Below are 15,348 nucleotides of genomic sequence, written 5' to 3' on the forward strand. Positions count from 1 at the left end.
ACCAACAATATTGCTCAAGATGTGTTTTTAAATAAACGTCGTGAAATGCGTATAAACCAATAAAATAAAACCCCCACTTTAAAAAAAGTGGGGGTTTGTCATTAATCTGAAAGGAGCCTAAGGCTCCTTTTTTATATCTTTAATTCCTCAACAACTATTTCACTAAGGACTATTGTAATTTCGTCACTTAAGGAATTGACTAAGCCTTTATTGGCATTCATTTTTATATAGCGTATTCTTTAAAGAAGCAACGCTAATACTAATGCTAATATTAATACTAATGCTAAGCCCTAGACTCTAGTTCTAAGCAGAAGTTATTACTCACTAGCATCAATAAGTGGATATCATATTTATGGATGAAAGAAGAAAGTTCACTCGTACTCTTTTTGCTGCAACAGCTTCTGTTAACGTCGAAGATAAAACCTATCGCACGGATATTTTAGATTTGAGTATCAACGGTGCCTTAGTTTCAACACCTGAGGGACTTGAGGCAGAGGAAGGACAAAACGTTGCATTAAGCTTCTTATTACCTGAATCCGATATTGTATTAAGCATGGACACTGTTCTTGTTCATAAAGAAGTAAATCATCTAGGTTTAGAGTGTCAGCACATAGATCTAGACAGTATTAGTCACTTAAAGCGCATTATAGAGCTCAATATCGGTGATAATGACTTACTACAAAGAGAGCTGGGTCAGCTTATCAGCCTATAGTAGCTAGCGTAAGAAGTGAGAGATTAGCGCATTAAGCATTGCTAAATTTACTTAGTATTTAGTTCTTAATACTCACTATAACCACCAACTTGTGTCGATAGTTGAAGTCATTGGGTAATCATCATTTTGAAGATGAATAATGTTACGTTCTGACAATCTCGCCTTCAGAATTGAGTCATTGTAATACTTCAAAAACAATTCTTGAAAAGACAAATCATCAGTGGCTATATTGAGGCCTTTTTCTATTCTTGCTGCTAGCTCAGGCAAGTCTTTATTTACAAAAACATAGACTGGCAAGTTATAAACAAGGGCAATATTAGGCTCAATCATTAAATCAGGTAATTGCCCTTTTAAGCGTTGTTTCTCTTCCCAAATTTCATTAACCCCGCGAGGGAAGTAATCAAACCGTTTTGCATGTAACATCCGATATAAACTGGTTACTGTACCCACTTCTTGGGTCGGCAAATTATTATGTCTCAAGACTTCAATATCAGCCCAATGGCTACCAAAGCCAGCAACAAACGAGTCGCCAAGGTCTTTTGTATTTGTTACTTGCTGAAACTTTTCTAAGTTGTCTTGGTGTATGAGTAATAAGCGGTATCCAAGTAAGCCTTTAAGCAACGGAATTTTAATTGGAATAAAGTTTTGCTCACGCTCTTTGCTGGATGCTAAAAAGGCAATATCGACCTCACCCTGCTCAAGCATTTTTAATCCGCGACCAGGAGTCACTTGTTCGGTGAATTGTAATTTTGTGTCAGGATAATCAGCTGCAGTTTTATCAAGTGCAATTTTAAGCAGTTCGATATGATACTCAAATTGAAAATCGGTTTGATATAAGCGTAATACTTGTGTGGAAGTAGGCTTTGCTGAGACGTCAGCAATGAAAAGGCAAACAAAAGCAATCAATGAGGCTTTAAAACAATTGTACCGCGTCATGCTTAGTTATATCACCCTTTAAAACTTATTTTTATATTATCAACTTATGGTCACTATTCAGATAAAGTGTCAAAAGTAGCTAGAAATTATTAAACTCTCAGGCTAAGAATTACAACAAGCGCATAATATCTTTTTTGGGATACACTTGCCTAGTAATAATTTAAACAAGTGTATGATCGTAGCAGATGAATGCCTCAACGCTACAGACTTCTTAAGCTAGTCTTTCCAAAAACGGACTAATTAATCAATTCTAGTAACTCATGAATTGTTTTAATAGGATGAATTTTCGCCCCTAACCCTTCCATAGATTTATGGTAGTTTCGGTGTGGTATGTACACTTCAGTAAAGCCGTGTTGTACAGCTTCTTTAACTCTTGGCACCCCACTATCAATCGGCCTAACATCTCCATTTAGGCTAAGCTCTCCCATAATACAAGTCGTTCGAGGAACCACAAAATCATTCAAACTACTTAATAGTGCTGTAACCAAAGCCAGATCAATGCACGTTTCAGACTCATCAATTTTAAGACCACCCACTAAATTAAAGTAGGTGTCGTGAAATATCTTAGTACGAGTATGCTTACGAAGGACTCCTGTCAGCATTTTAATCCGATTCATATTAAGGCCGACACACACTCGCTGAGGAAACTCTCCCTCGGTTTCAGTCGTCAAACATTGAATTTCAAGTAATAAATTACGGTTACCTTTGCGAATGCAAGTAATTGCAGCGCCAGGAGACTCAGTGGTAGAACCAGAGAGGAAAATTTCACTTGGGTTATCGACACTTATCATGCCGCGCTCAGTCATTTTAAAGATACCCACGGTATCTACATCACCAAAACGGTTTTTGTTGGCTCTTAATGTTCTTATTTGACCATCGTTACATTCAATATGGGTTAAACAATCCACAATATGGATCAAGGTTTGCGGGCCCGCGGTTTCATTATTTTTGTTTACATGAGCGACCAAAAACATGGTCACGTTGTTTTGTTTACAATACTGAGTTAATGCTTGGGCACTGCTTTTGACTTGAGAAGGCGAACCTGGACTACCATTAGCTAAATCAGATACTACGGCCTGAATTGAGTCGATAACAGCAAACTTAATTTTCTTGGCATCAAGCTCAGCAATAATGGCTTCTACATTCGTTTCAGCCATTAAATATAAGTTGTCTTCATTGTAATTGAGCTTTAAGCGGTTCACACGGTTTTTAAACTGAGATAAGGACTCTTCAGCAGTACAGTAGAGTGACGGCATGTCTTGCGACATACGGGCAATTAAATCAGACAACAAGGTAGTTTTACCTGCGCCAGGATCACCCGAAATGATGTTCACCGAACCTGTGGTCAGCCCACCGCATAACACTCTATCCAGCTCACCAATACCAGTGAGGTGCTTTTGCGCTTCGAACTCTTCAACATCGCCAAGTTTTTTAGAGCCGCCGCCAACAGAGCCGGCATAACCAGCAACGGATGCAGTTGAAGATTTTACCGCAGCAATACGGACTTCAGAGATCGTATTCCATTCTTGGCAGGCACTACATTGCCCTTGCCAGCGAGGAAAATCTTGTCCACATTCATTACACACAAACGCTGTTTTATTCTTTGCCATGCTTCACTGTCATTAAGTTAAACGCTATTGACGAATAAATGATTAATAATTATTCGGCTTGCATTATTATTGTATTTAAATTGTTATATTACTTGCTTTAACAGACACATAAATTAAATTTGTATAAAGTAAGTATGTCGTGAGCCGATAAGATTACCAGTCAGGCTTATAATTAGCACCTTGTTATCGCACCAAAACTGAAAAGAACCAATGAGCATAGAAGACCATAGTCAGCTGATAGAACAACTCAAGCCGCTACTGATGGAGCCAGACTTTAAAGATGTCTTTGAAAAACTGACTGTCGACGAATCTAATTCGACTCGATTTCTTCTCAAAATGGAGCTTAACCGCCTTTCAGCAATATGCACCCGTATTATTGATTTACGTGATAAAACAGAGCTAGAGTGCGAAGAAGTTAACATAGCCAAACAACGCCACTTCCTTGATGAACCGTCAAAAACGTCATTAGCTCAAGCACTGCAGCTCTTTCGCAATAAATACACCATTGGTGTTTATGAGCATGTACTCAATGAGCATCGACAGCGAAAAGATAAATTACGTAAAAATAAACAAGAACCCGTAATAGAGACATCAGAGTTAATCGTACCTGGTGTAGTCATGGGCAGTTACTTTCATCGTAGTGAAGAGCGAATGAATTACTCCATTCGCATCTCTGCTTCACAAAATGGCGGCGCAGAAGTAATTGGCGCAAGCCTTGACCTTTCTGTCGGGGGAGCAAGAGTCCGCCTTCCTGCTAAACACCGTTTTGAACAAGATAAACCACTACGAGTGAAGTTATTAGAACTTAACGAAGAATTCTTTTTTGAGGACTTACAGAACGGGGTTGATTATCAAATAGTTGATATTCAGACTAAAGATGATAATGCCATTATGCGCCTGCGCAGACTTGGAGATAGCGTTGAACTTGATAAAGTGCTCACCCAACTGATCCGAGGCTATAAGTTTCGCTATAAAGTCGATGTAAACGATGTCATCGTTAATGCCACAGGTTTAGGCTTTGAACGTCATTATTTGCCGATGCTAGCCCATATGCCTTTGTATATATCGGTTGCAGACGGTAAACCTTTCATCAGTCATCAATTATTAAGCCGTGGCAATCAACCTATATTGCAATATTTTATTGACGAGAAAGAAGTTAACCAGCTTCCTAGTATGTTAACCAACAATCGCTTAGTTAACCTTATCAAGTATCCCAATGAAGCGGATCATGGTTTATTTTTTTGTTTTACCCATCAAGCTAAAGGCGTAACTCAGTATTTCTCTGCCTCACTCCATGAGCTAAAACAAAACAATGCGATGCAGTTGTTTTTTGGCTTTGGCGCAGCAAAAACCAGTTGGCGAATTTTTAAAGTGAGCCAACAAAAAGTGAATCACAAATTAAATTACAAAACCTCGACACTTCCTGGTGATGAAGACCAATACTCAGCACTAACTGAACAGCAGTTAGCGAGGTTCAGTTATATTTTGCAGCTCATCGATCTAACAAATGAAGATGTAAGACCTAACTACCGCGCTTGGTTCAATGAAGGCGATAACGTCAATGAACTAAAGCTCTTTAATCAAGCAAAGCTTAAGAAAAATATCATTAAACGTCTATCAATGCCCTTTAGTGAACGAAGAAGAGAGGCTCGTTTCGCTTTTAAAACCATCATTGAAATAGAGCAAGCAGGAAAAAAAAGCCGCGGTATTTCACATGATATTTCAACTCGTGGTATGCAATTTACTCTTGAGGATCACACTAAGTTCACCTCCCCTGCAGAAGTGAGTTTAAGCTTTCCAAAGCTACAAGCTATTGCAGGTAAAACTGAACTTAAAAAGCTTCCTTATCAACTCATTAGAAGCCGAAATAATCACCAAACATTGCATTTATCTGCCATCGTTGGTCATGAACCTCATACTGGGGTCGAATTTATCAATAAGCTGATCAACCATAACCGAGACAAATTTGAGCAGTTATCTGATGACGAGGGCGAGCTTAAAGAGTTAGCAGACGGGATGAAGAACTTACTACTAAGACAGTTAGTTGGTGTACCCTATTTTGTTGAAAAAACCAAAAAATCAGCGCAACTTGCCTGTATTGGGGTAGGTACTAAAACAGATGAGATTAGTCATTTGTTTGCAGCAGGCTCTACTAAACCTCTCAACTTTAACCTAACGCCATTATTTGACGAAGCTCAGTTTAAACAGCTCATCATCGACCCTATACGCAATATGAAATCCATTGATGGCGCGCAATACTTTGAAGTGTTTATGCAAATATCACGGCAAGGAAGAGGCGCAATAAATATCCAAACTCAATTAATGAATGAATTTAATAGCCGTACTGCACAAATAAAGTTTATTAGCCATGCCCAAGCTGTTGGCCGTTTTATGGCACTAAGAGTTTATTTTGGTGCGACAGAAAAGCCTGATATGAGCTATATACGCCGAGAAATGGAATACATTACGATTCATGCAAGTCATCGAGCAAAACAACTTGAAGAGCGATTATGGCAGATTATCGGCAGCGGAGAGTTACTGGATATTACCGCCGAAGTGGAAGTCAGGTTTCCTGAGCTTCACATTAATACTTCTGCCTAAACTTCATAATGATACTTTGGCTTAAACTTCATAATGATTTTTAGATCTAAATAGTTAGAAATAGAAGCTTAGAAACTAAGCACTAAAGCACTTCGAACAGTCATTAAGCCTTCGAAGGCGTTCTATTTTGAAGGATTTTGAAGGCATTAAAACGTCAGCTGTCAATTGACTTGAGTTAAAAGCGGTTGTACCAATCACTTACCAATGGAAAATGATCTGTCACAGCTAATTTGTCAGTTAGCATTCCAGCATGAGTGTAATCGCGTTTAAAGCCTTTGCGTTTAGCCAGTAATGTATATTCAGCATCTTTCAAACAACACTCACTCATCATATCTTTCACATCAGATGGGTTACCGAGTACAAAATCTTTCTTACCTGCAATAAACCAGCTTTTAGGCCAATCGACATTTTGCACAGCTTCGGAGTAATTAAACTTATCATCCGCATCTATCCAGTCGCCTCTGATCCAATCAATGGTCTGTAGCAGCGATAAACGACTTTCATTATCCATTCCTAAACGATATTTATCTGCAGCCAAGTAACCTTGATATTTGCTCATCAATGGCGCAAGTCTATTCCAAAATAAATCCACCATCATCGTTTTACGAAATGATTTCACTTTAATCGTTCTTTTACTGCCGAAAGTAACGAACGAAGCGACCTGATGACGTAAATGAGCCAGACGGATATAGCTACTTGCCATCAAGACGCCTCCCCATGAGTGAGCGCACCAATGTACCTTTTCAGCGTTAGTGTGATTCAATACAAACTCATGGGCTAAAGGGAGTTGCTCGAGGATAACTTCTGTTTGTCCCATCTGATAATCAGCACCAATTAATGGCTCGCTTGTGCCTCTTCCTGCAGTGTCTAACACATAAACATCATATCCCTGCTCTGCTAAATAGCAGCCTAAGCCTCTCCCTGAAGGGCTATAAAACACCCGGCCATTAGACATTGCACCATGAAGCATCAAAATAGGTGCACGAACGATATTTTCGGTATTTGATAAAGTCTGCGCTTTAATATGACGAAGATGAAGCTTCCCGTCTCGATAAGGAAGGTAATGAGATTGCTGCATAAAAATTTGGCTATATCCGACATCATGAATATAACCACGTTAAACACAGCGTGTGTTAATTTCAAGTTAATTAGAGTAAAAAATCTAATGATAAGTAATTTCTACTCAACAAGTTGTATAAACTAATAAGCACGACAACTTACCTGTTTAACCAATAATAAATCACTATAACCGTTTAAAAATGGTTTCAATTACTTGGGCGTGTTGATCTTTGCTGGTTAAATTTTGTTCGAGATAAAAGTGTTTTAATTGAGGCGGGTGGATTGATGCCTAGTCATCTAAGCACTTCTTTTTAAAAAGAAGCATCCAACAAAGATTAAAACACTTTTAGCCGAACCCTTTGGGCAACGTTTGTTGGCCATTTTTACTGCGTTATCGACTTTTTATGTAGAATAACTACACCATAAAGTCTCTGCCTTGTATAAATGGCCAACAATTCGCTGCAAAAACAACCTTAAAGGATCAACACGCCCTTACCACTTACAATCTTTCGCAGAGTTTATTAGGCTTAAAACTAGCCTTGTAAATAAAACACCAAACAACGTAAATCAAGCTTTTGAATACTCGCATCCGCAGCAGCAAGTAACTTAGGTTTTGCATGAAAAGCAATGCCAAAGTCAGCAGCTTTGACCATAGGAATATCATTAGCCCCATCACCTATTGCCATACGTTGACCTATTGCAATTTGCCAAGCGGCACTACTTTTATCGATAACATCGGCTTTGTATTGTGCATCAACAACTTCGCCAGTGACTTCACCCGTTAACTTACCATCATCTATCACAAGCTCATTGGCATAAGCAGCATCAAGCTTTAAAAGGTCTTTTAAATGCCCCACAAACGGAGTGAAGCCGCCAGACGCTAGCACTAACTTCCAATCGTTTGGTTTAAGCTCTGCCACTAGGCTTTCAAGTCCAGGCATTAAAGGTAATTTCTCGCATAAGCTGTCAATTATATCTTCATTTGCACCAGCTAATTTGCTCACACGTAAACGAAGGCTTTCTTCGAAATCAAGTTCACCTTGCATAGCTCTTTCAGTGACTTCAGACACAGCCTCACCCACGCCAGCCATCGCAGCTAACTCATCAATACATTCAATTTGAATAGCCGTCGAATCCATATCCATCACCAGTAAACCTGGCTTAAAAAAGCTTGGTAAGGCTTGGGTCACTTCCAATAGTTCTGCATCGATGTCTTTAGGGAATAGCTCAATAAAATCACCTAATCTTGTTGAAGATGCGATTTCCATCCCTTTTAAATCGTTATGTCGCATTAATACTGCAATTGAACAATCTTGCTCTAAACCTTCAAACCACTGACTAATACTATCAAATGCCGACTCATCAAATATCACCCTAAATCGATGCGGCTGTTTAACTTGAATATTATTAATAAACTCATCTTCAAAATAACGAGTAAGGGTATTAGAACCAGAAGTAAAAGACGCATCAAACCCTGAGAATAACCATGTTAAAGCTTGTTTATTTTTCTGACTTTCCATCGACTGCATTTCCCCAATGATTGCGACTATCTACTATGATTTATTTCGATTAGTATTAATTAAATAGAAAAAATACCAAGGATTAAAGTGATTTTTGTTAAAGGTCTTAAGAAAAGTCAGAAAATCAGCAGGATCATTCAAATCGTCTTGGCGGTTATATTACTGTTTGGGCTAACACATTTGTGGAAATCAAGCCTTAACAATGGCCAACAATTGCTTAATTCTCAAACACAGATAATGGCGAGATTATTAGCTCAGCAGGCCGCAAATGGTGCTGCGCCAGCTATGTTTTTACAAAATGATGAACAACTTCAGTGGCTTGCAAATGCTTTGATTGATGACCCCAAAGTAATGTCGGTTAATATTTACGACGCTCAGGGGGTCAGGCTGGCTTTTGCTCAATCGGTATCTAAAGATGAGCTTGATGCTGATGACCAAGAGTTGAAGCAACTTCTATCGCCTTACCCACCGATGATAGAAAACGTACTCCAAGGCGAAAATAACTTAGGCTATATTGAAGTTCGACTCAACTTACGCATTTTCTTTGATGAAATAAAAACATTATATCAAGAAAATATGAAGCTACAGCAAACCATGCTCATCGTCGCGGGCATCATTGGTTTACTGCTTTCCAGAGCGTTATCGTTTAAACGAGCTGATTTTGATCGCCGTAAAACACGCGCTAAACAAGGGCGAAAAAATAGTAACCTATTACAGAAAAATGCAGTCGAAGATGATGACGCCTCACTAGAGGAAAGTGAAATAGACACCAATGAGCAAAATGGTGATGAATTGAGTCATAGTGAAAGGGATGACATTGAATATCAAGAGCTTTCAAGTATGAAAGAAGAAGAGCTTGAGCCAGAAGATAGTCAGCCAGTGAAGAAGGCGAAAACAAAAGACTAAGCTTAAAGATTAAGGCTAAGGCTAAGGCTAAAAACTAAGATATTACCTAATAATATTATTACAGACATTAAAAAAGGGATAACGCTTAAGTTATCCCTTTTTCTTGCTTAGCAAATTAGCTCTATATTAAAGAGTAATTGCCGCATCTAATGTCATAACAATCATGTCATTGAATGTAGTTTGACGCTCATCAGAAGATGTTTTTTCACCCGTTCTGATGTGGTCAGAAACAGTAACTACACATAATGCTTTAGCACCTAATTCGTGTGCTACGCCATAAAGACCTGCAGCTTCCATTTCGACGCCTAAAACACCCATTTTTTCCATAGTGTCAAACATTGAAGGATCTGGAGTGTAGAATAAATCAGCAGAGAATACGTTACCAACGCGGATGTTAGTACCGTGAGCTTTAGCTGAATCAACTACTGCACTCAATAGGCCGTAATCTGCAATAGCAGCAAAGTCTTGACCTTTAAAACGTAAACGGTTTGCTTGTGAGTCAGTACAAGCACCCATACCGATAATAACGTCACGTACTTTAACGTCGGTGCTGATTGCGCCACAAGTGCCAACACGGATCAGGTTTTTAACACCGTAATCTTTGATAAGCTCGTGAGCGTAAATTGAACAAGAAGGAATACCCATACCTGAACCCATAACAGAGATACGAGTCCCTTTATAAGTACCAGTGTAGCCGAACATGTTACGTACATCAGTCACTAGCTCAACGTTTTCTAAGAACGTTTCAGCAATGTATTTTGCACGTAATGGATCGCCTGGGAATAAAACTGTTTCGCCGAAAGCGCCGTCAACAGCATTAATATGTGGTGTAGCCATGAAAAACCCCTATATTTTTATCTTAAATCTTTAATTTTGGTAATTAAGTCATCCCCTTAATTACCAAATGCGATTCTACTATATTTATTCACAATAATATCGTTAGAAGATAGTAATGTTTCATTGTTAAATGAAAGATTCACCATATTCCATTGGCTCAAGTTCAAAGTAACTAGCAATTGACTGACCAATATCAGCAAAACTATTACGACGACCTAAAGAACCAGCAGCTAAACCAGCGCCTAATGCCAATACAGGCACTCTCTCACGGGTATGCTCTGTACCTTGCCAACTTGGATCACAACCATGATCAGCAGTGAACACAATTAAATCTTCTGGACTTAATAATGCCAACAGCTCTGGTAAACGTTGGTCAAAATACTCTAACGCTTTAGCATAGCCTGCAATGTCACGGCGATGACCATAATGAGAGTCAAAATCAACGAAGTTGGTAAACACAATAGTGTTATCACCTGCACGTTTCACTTGTTCAAGTGTTGCATCAAATAATTCTTCAAGCCCTGTTGCTTTAAACTTTTGAGTAATGCCGCTGTTGGCATAGATATCGGCAATTTTACCAATACTCACCACTTCACCACCGGCATCTTTCAGTTTATCTAATACGGTTGGCGCTGGCGGTAATACTGCATAGTCATGGCGATTACCTGTTCTAGCGAAATCATCAGGGCCAGTACCTACAAATGGGCGCGCAATAACACGGCCAATGTTATAAGGCTCTAACTCTTCACGAGTGATTTCACACAAACGATAAAGGTTTTCCAAGCCAAAAGTCTCTTCATGACAGGCAATTTGAAATACCGAATCAGCAGAAGTGTAAAAAATAGGCTTACCAGAACGCATGTGTTCTTCACCAAGCTCTTCAAGTATTGTAGTACCTGATGCGTGGCAATTACCTAAAAACTCAGTTAAACCGGCACGAGCTAAAATTTTGTCAGTTAATTCTTTTGGGAATGAGTTTGTTAAATCAGAAAAGTAACCCCATTCGTAAAGAACCGGAACACCCGCCATTTCCCAATGACCACTCGGTGTATCTTTACCAGAGCTCAGTTCATCAGCATGACCATAGGCGCCGATAACTTCTACGTTATCGCCAAAACCTTCAGCGAATTTACCCGTGCTTTCAAAACCTGTGTGACCTAAACCTAGTTTAGCTAAGTTAGGTAGATTTAACGGGCCTTGTCGACCAATGTCAGCTTTACCTTCTGCACATGCTTTAGCAATATGACCGAATGTATCAGAACCCACATCGCCAAATTTATCAGCGTCGGTGGCAGCACCTACACCGAACGAATCCAGCATCATAATAAATGTACGTTTCATAACGAGTCTCCTTATAGATCCGAAGCGCGAATATAACGATAGATTTCAGGCGTTTTTTCAGGTGCCGAATCTTCAATTTTTATCGCTTGTTGAACCGCCGCAGAGGCTTCTTCAAACGCCGCTTCAGATTGTGCATGCACCATCGCAATAGGTTTGTCATTAGAAACAAAATCACCTAAGGCACACACATCAGTTAAGCCAACACTGTAGTCTAATTTATCACCAGGTTTTCTACGACCACCACCTAGAGTGACAACAGCTAATCCTAATTCACGGGTGTCCATACTATGAGCATAACCTTGTTTAGCAGCGTACACAGGACGGATTATCTGTGAATGAGGTAAATATTTATCATATGATTCGACAAAGTCAGTCGGTCCGCCAAGGCCAGAAACCATACGGCCAAAAATTTCAGCAGCTTTACCATTATCTAAAACGGTATTTAACTTATTACGAGCGTCCGCATCATTTTGCGCAATACCGCCCAAAACTAGCATCTCAGCACATAAACCCATGGTGACTTCATATAGACGTGGATTACGGTATTGACCGGTTAAGAAGTTAATCGCTTCACGAACCTCAACAGCATTACCCGCACACGATGCCAACACTTGGTTCATGTCAGTCAATAACGCTGTTGTTTTAGTGCCGGCACCATTAGCAACCGCTGTGATACTGCGAGCCAGTTCTTCAGATGCTTCATAAGTTGGCATGAATGCACCACTACCGACTTTAACGTCCATCGCTAATGCATCTAGGCCAGCAGCCAGCTTTTTAGAGAGAATTGAAGCTGTGATCAGCGAGATAGATTCAACCGTCGCAGTATTGTCTCGAATGGAATAAAAGCGTTTATCGGCAGGCACTAAATCACCAGTTTGCCCAATAATAGCCACTCCGGCTTCTTTAACAACTTTACGGAATAATTCACTTGAAGGTTCGGTTTGGTAACCAGGAATAGCGTCGAACTTATCTAGTGTACCGCCAGTATGGCCTAATCCACGACCGGAAATCATAGGAACATAACCGCCACATGCTGCAGCCATAGGGCCAAGCATCAGGCTGATAACATCACCCACACCACCAGTGCTGTGCTTATCAATAATTGGGCCGTCGAGTGACAAAGAATCCCAATTAAGCACGGTACCAGAATCACGCATACCTGTAGTTAAGGCAATACGCTCATCCATGTTCATATCTTGAAAATAAACAGCCATACCGAAAGCGGCAATTTGGCCTTCTGAGACAGTATTTTGAGTAATACCATCTACAAAAAATTGTATTTCAGCATTGCTGAGAGCTTCACCATTACGTTTTTTACGAATAATTTCTTGAGCGAGAAACATACTATTTCCTCCAGCATCATGTAAAACTCTAATGACTTAGAGCCCGTACACTCCACCTTAACAAGATGGCACCAATCACAAGAATGCAGAGGTGATTAATGCTATCAATTAAAACCGTTAAAACAAGTTTGGCTAACTAATGATGATACTAAATCATTTAGCAGTCTTTAATTAGCCACGCTTTATTAGTAGCCCTGTGCACCCTGAGGAGCATCAGAAAGCTCAAGAGTGTGCAATAAGCTTGTTAATAAGCTTGAAGCACCGAATCTAAAGTGTGCAGGAGTTACCCAGTCAGCACCTAGAATGCGTTCAGCCAAACCTAAAAACTCGGCAGTTTTAGCCGCGTCACGTACACCACCGGCAGGTTTAAAACCAACATTGCTGTTCTTTTCGCTAATCACGGTTAACATGATTTCTGCCGCTTCAAGTGTGGCATTAACCGGTACTTTACCTGTTGATGTCTTGATAAAGTCAGCACCAGCATCAATTGATAGCTCTGACGCTTTACGAATTAACACAGGATCTTTTAATTCACCTGATTCGATAATGACTTTTAAAATAGCTTCATCGCCACAGGCTTCTTTACAAGCTTTAACAAGTTCAAAACCTAAAGATTCATTACCTGCCATTAGTGAACGGTAAGGGAATACGACATCAACTTCATCTGCGCCATAGGCAACAGCTGCACGCGTTTCTAATACTGCAATGGCAATATCATCATTACCGTGCGGGAAGTTAGTCACTGTAGCAATTTTAATGTCTTCACAATTAAGCTCGTTTAATGTTTTACGAGCAATTGGAATAAAACGCGGGTAAATACAGATGGCAGCAGTATGGCCAGCAGCAGTGTTCGCTTTATGGCATAGATCGATGACTTTCTGATCAGTATCATCGTCGTTTAATGTGGTTAAATCCATTAACGAGATGCCAAGTTGTGCTGCTTTTTTTAAATCACTCATGTTTGCTCTCCGAAACAAAAAACTAATAAAATATTGTTTTGGCAATGCATAAAGCTGGCAGTAGTTAAGTTGTGAGGCCGGGCCTTCGAGCATTGCCAGTAAATTAGTGAATAAATTACTGAACTAAGTATTCAATCTGATAACGAGTACCACGACTTGAATCCTTGAAGACCGGAAGAGGTGAAACAATGATTATTGCTCCATCCATTCCGCGAAAATTCCCTTTTAGCGCGCAAATCAATCCAAACTATTTATCTTGAACTATTTATCTTGAACTATTTAAGACTGAATCATCATATATTAGTTCAATAAAACACTGTCTGGATGTAAATATTTATCTAAATACATACTATCAAATTTTTCTATGTACTTAAGTAAATACTAACATATTTTAATAAAAATTTGGAGCCACATTTATGTGGCTCCAAATGCTTACAAGTTAGCTTTAGAACTTATAAGTAGCAGTAAAGTAATGTGCGAAACCTGTAGTTTCTAAACCAAATGTGCCTTCATCTTTAAGAAGGTAAACATCTTGGTAAGCCTTAAGACCGTAACCTAGTGCGTAGTTGTCTGAATGCCAATGAAGACCAAAGTATGCTGCACCGCCATTAGAAGTAAAGGTCGTAGTTGTAATATCATTATCGTCTGTAGCAGTTACTTCATCAGCACCAAACTGATAATCAAGGTAACCTTGGAATGAAATGAAAGTGCCATTATCAAAGTTAACAACTGGCTTGAACCAGTTCATAGAGAATTGGTAACCATTCCAATCTTTAGCATTTATGTCGTAGAAGCCATATAAGTTCATGCCAGTTTTACCTAACCATGGAACCATAACATCAGCACCAATACCCACTGAAGCGTTGTTTACATCGCCGGCGTATTCATTGCCATTTTTATCAACACCAGAGATAGCACCGCCACCCCAGTTAAATAAAGTTGAGATGTAAAGTTCTTGAACAGGGCCAAATGAAAGGTCTTTACCCGTCATTGCATCAAGAGAAAAACGTGGATTGAACTTCATGAACATCTTGCTTGCGCCAGCGCCTTTGTCACCATAATTCTGGTTAGTAATGTTGAATACATCAACATAACCGTATAAATCAACGATACCAGCGCGGCCGCCAAATTCCATTTCTAGGTAATCATGACCGTTATCAGTAGAACCATCACGTGGTAATTCGTTTACTGCGTACATTGCATTGAACTGCATCCAGCTGTAATCGCCTTCACGCAAATTTGTACGGTCAGCAGCAACTGCTGAAGCAGACATAGTCGCTAGTGTAGCTGCAACAGCTAAAGTTTTAACATTTTTCATTATCAACCCCATTGATATATTTATTACCACCTACGTGGGTGGCGATTTTTTTTAAACGTTCGCATTGTACATCGATTAAATAAAAGCTCAATAAGAATTAGCAGAAATACGAATACTTAATCCCAAAACGTGAACAATATCTCTACTTTTCACTAACAACTTGAAGCATTTATATCTAATAAACTGCATTACTTGTCCAAACCAAT

At 39.4% G+C, this 15,348-nt stretch carries 12 protein-coding genes; 3 read left to right on the top strand and 9 right to left on the bottom strand.

All coding sequences use genetic code 11. The features are described from left to right. Positions 1 to 352: 352 nt before the first annotated feature. Entirely contained in the window at positions 353 to 712 is a 360-nt protein-coding gene (locus L2735_RS07190) for a PilZ domain-containing protein (RefSeq protein WP_248984176.1), read from the top strand. 75 nt (positions 713 to 787) lie between these two features. On the opposite strand, the gene L2735_RS07195 is transcribed toward L2735_RS07190, so the two are convergent. Both L2735_RS07195 and radA read right to left on the bottom strand, forming a co-directional pair. Beyond that, positions 788 to 1,648 carry a type 2 periplasmic-binding domain-containing protein gene (locus L2735_RS07195; protein ID WP_248984061.1) on the bottom strand — a complete coding sequence of 287 codons (861 nt, stop codon included), beginning with the start codon at positions 1,646 to 1,648 and terminating at the stop codon, positions 788 to 790. Between the two features lie 236 nt (positions 1,649 to 1,884). Further along, positions 1,885 to 3,258: a DNA repair protein RadA gene (radA, locus tag L2735_RS07200; RefSeq protein WP_248984062.1), complete on the bottom strand. Its 1,374-nt coding sequence runs from the start codon at positions 3,256 to 3,258 to the stop codon at positions 1,885 to 1,887. A gap of 210 nt (positions 3,259 to 3,468) precedes the next feature. Here radA and L2735_RS07205 point away from each other — a divergent pair, with 210 nt between their 5' ends. Continuing rightward, positions 3,469 to 5,859 carry a PilZ domain-containing protein gene (locus L2735_RS07205; RefSeq protein ID WP_248984063.1) on the top strand — a complete coding sequence of 797 codons (2,391 nt, stop codon included), beginning with the start codon at positions 3,469 to 3,471 and terminating at the stop codon, positions 5,857 to 5,859. A gap of 175 nt (positions 5,860 to 6,034) precedes the next feature. On the opposite strand, the gene L2735_RS07210 is transcribed toward L2735_RS07205, so the two are convergent. Continuing rightward, positions 6,035 to 6,937: an alpha/beta fold hydrolase gene (locus L2735_RS07210; RefSeq protein WP_248984064.1), complete on the bottom strand. Its 903-nt coding sequence runs from the start codon at positions 6,935 to 6,937 to the stop codon at positions 6,035 to 6,037. Between the two features lie 514 nt (positions 6,938 to 7,451). Then, the gene (gene serB, locus L2735_RS07215; RefSeq protein WP_248984065.1) at positions 7,452 to 8,438 is read right to left on the bottom strand and encodes a phosphoserine phosphatase SerB; all 987 of its coding nucleotides are present in this window, start codon (positions 8,436 to 8,438) and stop codon (positions 7,452 to 7,454) included. 87 nt (positions 8,439 to 8,525) lie between these two features. Between serB and L2735_RS07220 the strand changes: the two genes are divergently transcribed. Beyond that, positions 8,526 to 9,344 (top strand): AhpA/YtjB family protein, encoded by an 819-nt coding sequence (locus tag L2735_RS07220; protein ID WP_248984066.1) that lies wholly within the window; start codon positions 8,526 to 8,528, stop codon positions 9,342 to 9,344. 126 nt (positions 9,345 to 9,470) lie between these two features. Here L2735_RS07220 and deoD read toward each other — a convergent pair whose 3' ends face one another. From deoD to L2735_RS07245, 5 genes are all read right to left on the bottom strand, one after another. Beyond that, the gene (gene deoD / locus L2735_RS07225; protein ID WP_248984067.1) at positions 9,471 to 10,181 is read right to left on the bottom strand and encodes a purine-nucleoside phosphorylase; all 711 of its coding nucleotides are present in this window, start codon (positions 10,179 to 10,181) and stop codon (positions 9,471 to 9,473) included. A gap of 126 nt (positions 10,182 to 10,307) precedes the next feature. Then, complete coding sequence (locus L2735_RS07230; RefSeq protein WP_248984068.1) at positions 10,308 to 11,522, bottom strand: phosphopentomutase; 1,215 nt, start codon at positions 11,520 to 11,522, stop codon at positions 10,308 to 10,310. A gap of 11 nt (positions 11,523 to 11,533) precedes the next feature. Then, the gene (deoA, locus tag L2735_RS07235) at positions 11,534 to 12,865 is read right to left on the bottom strand and encodes a thymidine phosphorylase (protein WP_248984069.1); all 1,332 of its coding nucleotides are present in this window, start codon (positions 12,863 to 12,865) and stop codon (positions 11,534 to 11,536) included. Positions 12,866 to 13,050: 185 nt separating this feature from the next. Then, positions 13,051 to 13,824: a deoxyribose-phosphate aldolase gene (deoC, locus tag L2735_RS07240; RefSeq protein WP_248984070.1), complete on the bottom strand. Its 774-nt coding sequence runs from the start codon at positions 13,822 to 13,824 to the stop codon at positions 13,051 to 13,053. A gap of 445 nt (positions 13,825 to 14,269) precedes the next feature. Next, on the bottom strand, positions 14,270 to 15,142 hold the full coding sequence (locus tag L2735_RS07245; protein WP_248984071.1) for a nucleoside-specific channel-forming Tsx family protein: 873 nt from the start codon (positions 15,140 to 15,142) through the stop codon (positions 14,270 to 14,272). Positions 15,143 to 15,348: the final 206 nt, after the last annotated feature.

Origin of the sequence: Shewanella olleyana (assembly GCF_023283825.1) — a bacterium.
GTDB classification, from domain to species: domain Bacteria; phylum Pseudomonadota; class Gammaproteobacteria; order Enterobacterales; family Shewanellaceae; genus Shewanella; species Shewanella olleyana.

What these genes read in the sequence shown, in the direction of transcription:
- serB (WP_248984065.1), bottom strand. Translation starts at nt 8,438, where the DNA reads ATGGAAAGTCAGAAAAATAAACAAGCTTTAACATGGTTATTCTCAGGG.
- radA (WP_248984062.1), bottom strand. Translation starts at nt 3,258, where the DNA reads ATGGCAAAGAATAAAACAGCGTTTGTGTGTAATGAATGTGGACAAGAT.
- L2735_RS07245 (WP_248984071.1), bottom strand. Translation starts at nt 15,142, where the DNA reads ATGAAAAATGTTAAAACTTTAGCTGTTGCAGCTACACTAGCGACTATG.
- deoC (WP_248984070.1), bottom strand. Translation starts at nt 13,824, where the DNA reads ATGAGTGATTTAAAAAAAGCAGCACAACTTGGCATCTCGTTAATGGAT.
- L2735_RS07195 (WP_248984061.1), bottom strand. Translation starts at nt 1,648, where the DNA reads ATGACGCGGTACAATTGTTTTAAAGCCTCATTGATTGCTTTTGTTTGC.
- L2735_RS07210 (WP_248984064.1), bottom strand. Translation starts at nt 6,937, where the DNA reads ATGCAGCAATCTCATTACCTTCCTTATCGAGACGGGAAGCTTCATCTT.
- L2735_RS07205 (WP_248984063.1), top strand. Translation starts at nt 3,469, where the DNA reads ATGAGCATAGAAGACCATAGTCAGCTGATAGAACAACTCAAGCCGCTA.
- deoD (WP_248984067.1), bottom strand. Translation starts at nt 10,181, where the DNA reads ATGGCTACACCACATATTAATGCTGTTGACGGCGCTTTCGGCGAAACA.
- L2735_RS07190 (WP_248984176.1), top strand. Translation starts at nt 353, where the DNA reads ATGGATGAAAGAAGAAAGTTCACTCGTACTCTTTTTGCTGCAACAGCT.
- deoA (WP_248984069.1), bottom strand. Translation starts at nt 12,865, where the DNA reads ATGTTTCTCGCTCAAGAAATTATTCGTAAAAAACGTAATGGTGAAGCT.
- L2735_RS07230 (WP_248984068.1), bottom strand. Translation starts at nt 11,522, where the DNA reads ATGAAACGTACATTTATTATGATGCTGGATTCGTTCGGTGTAGGTGCT.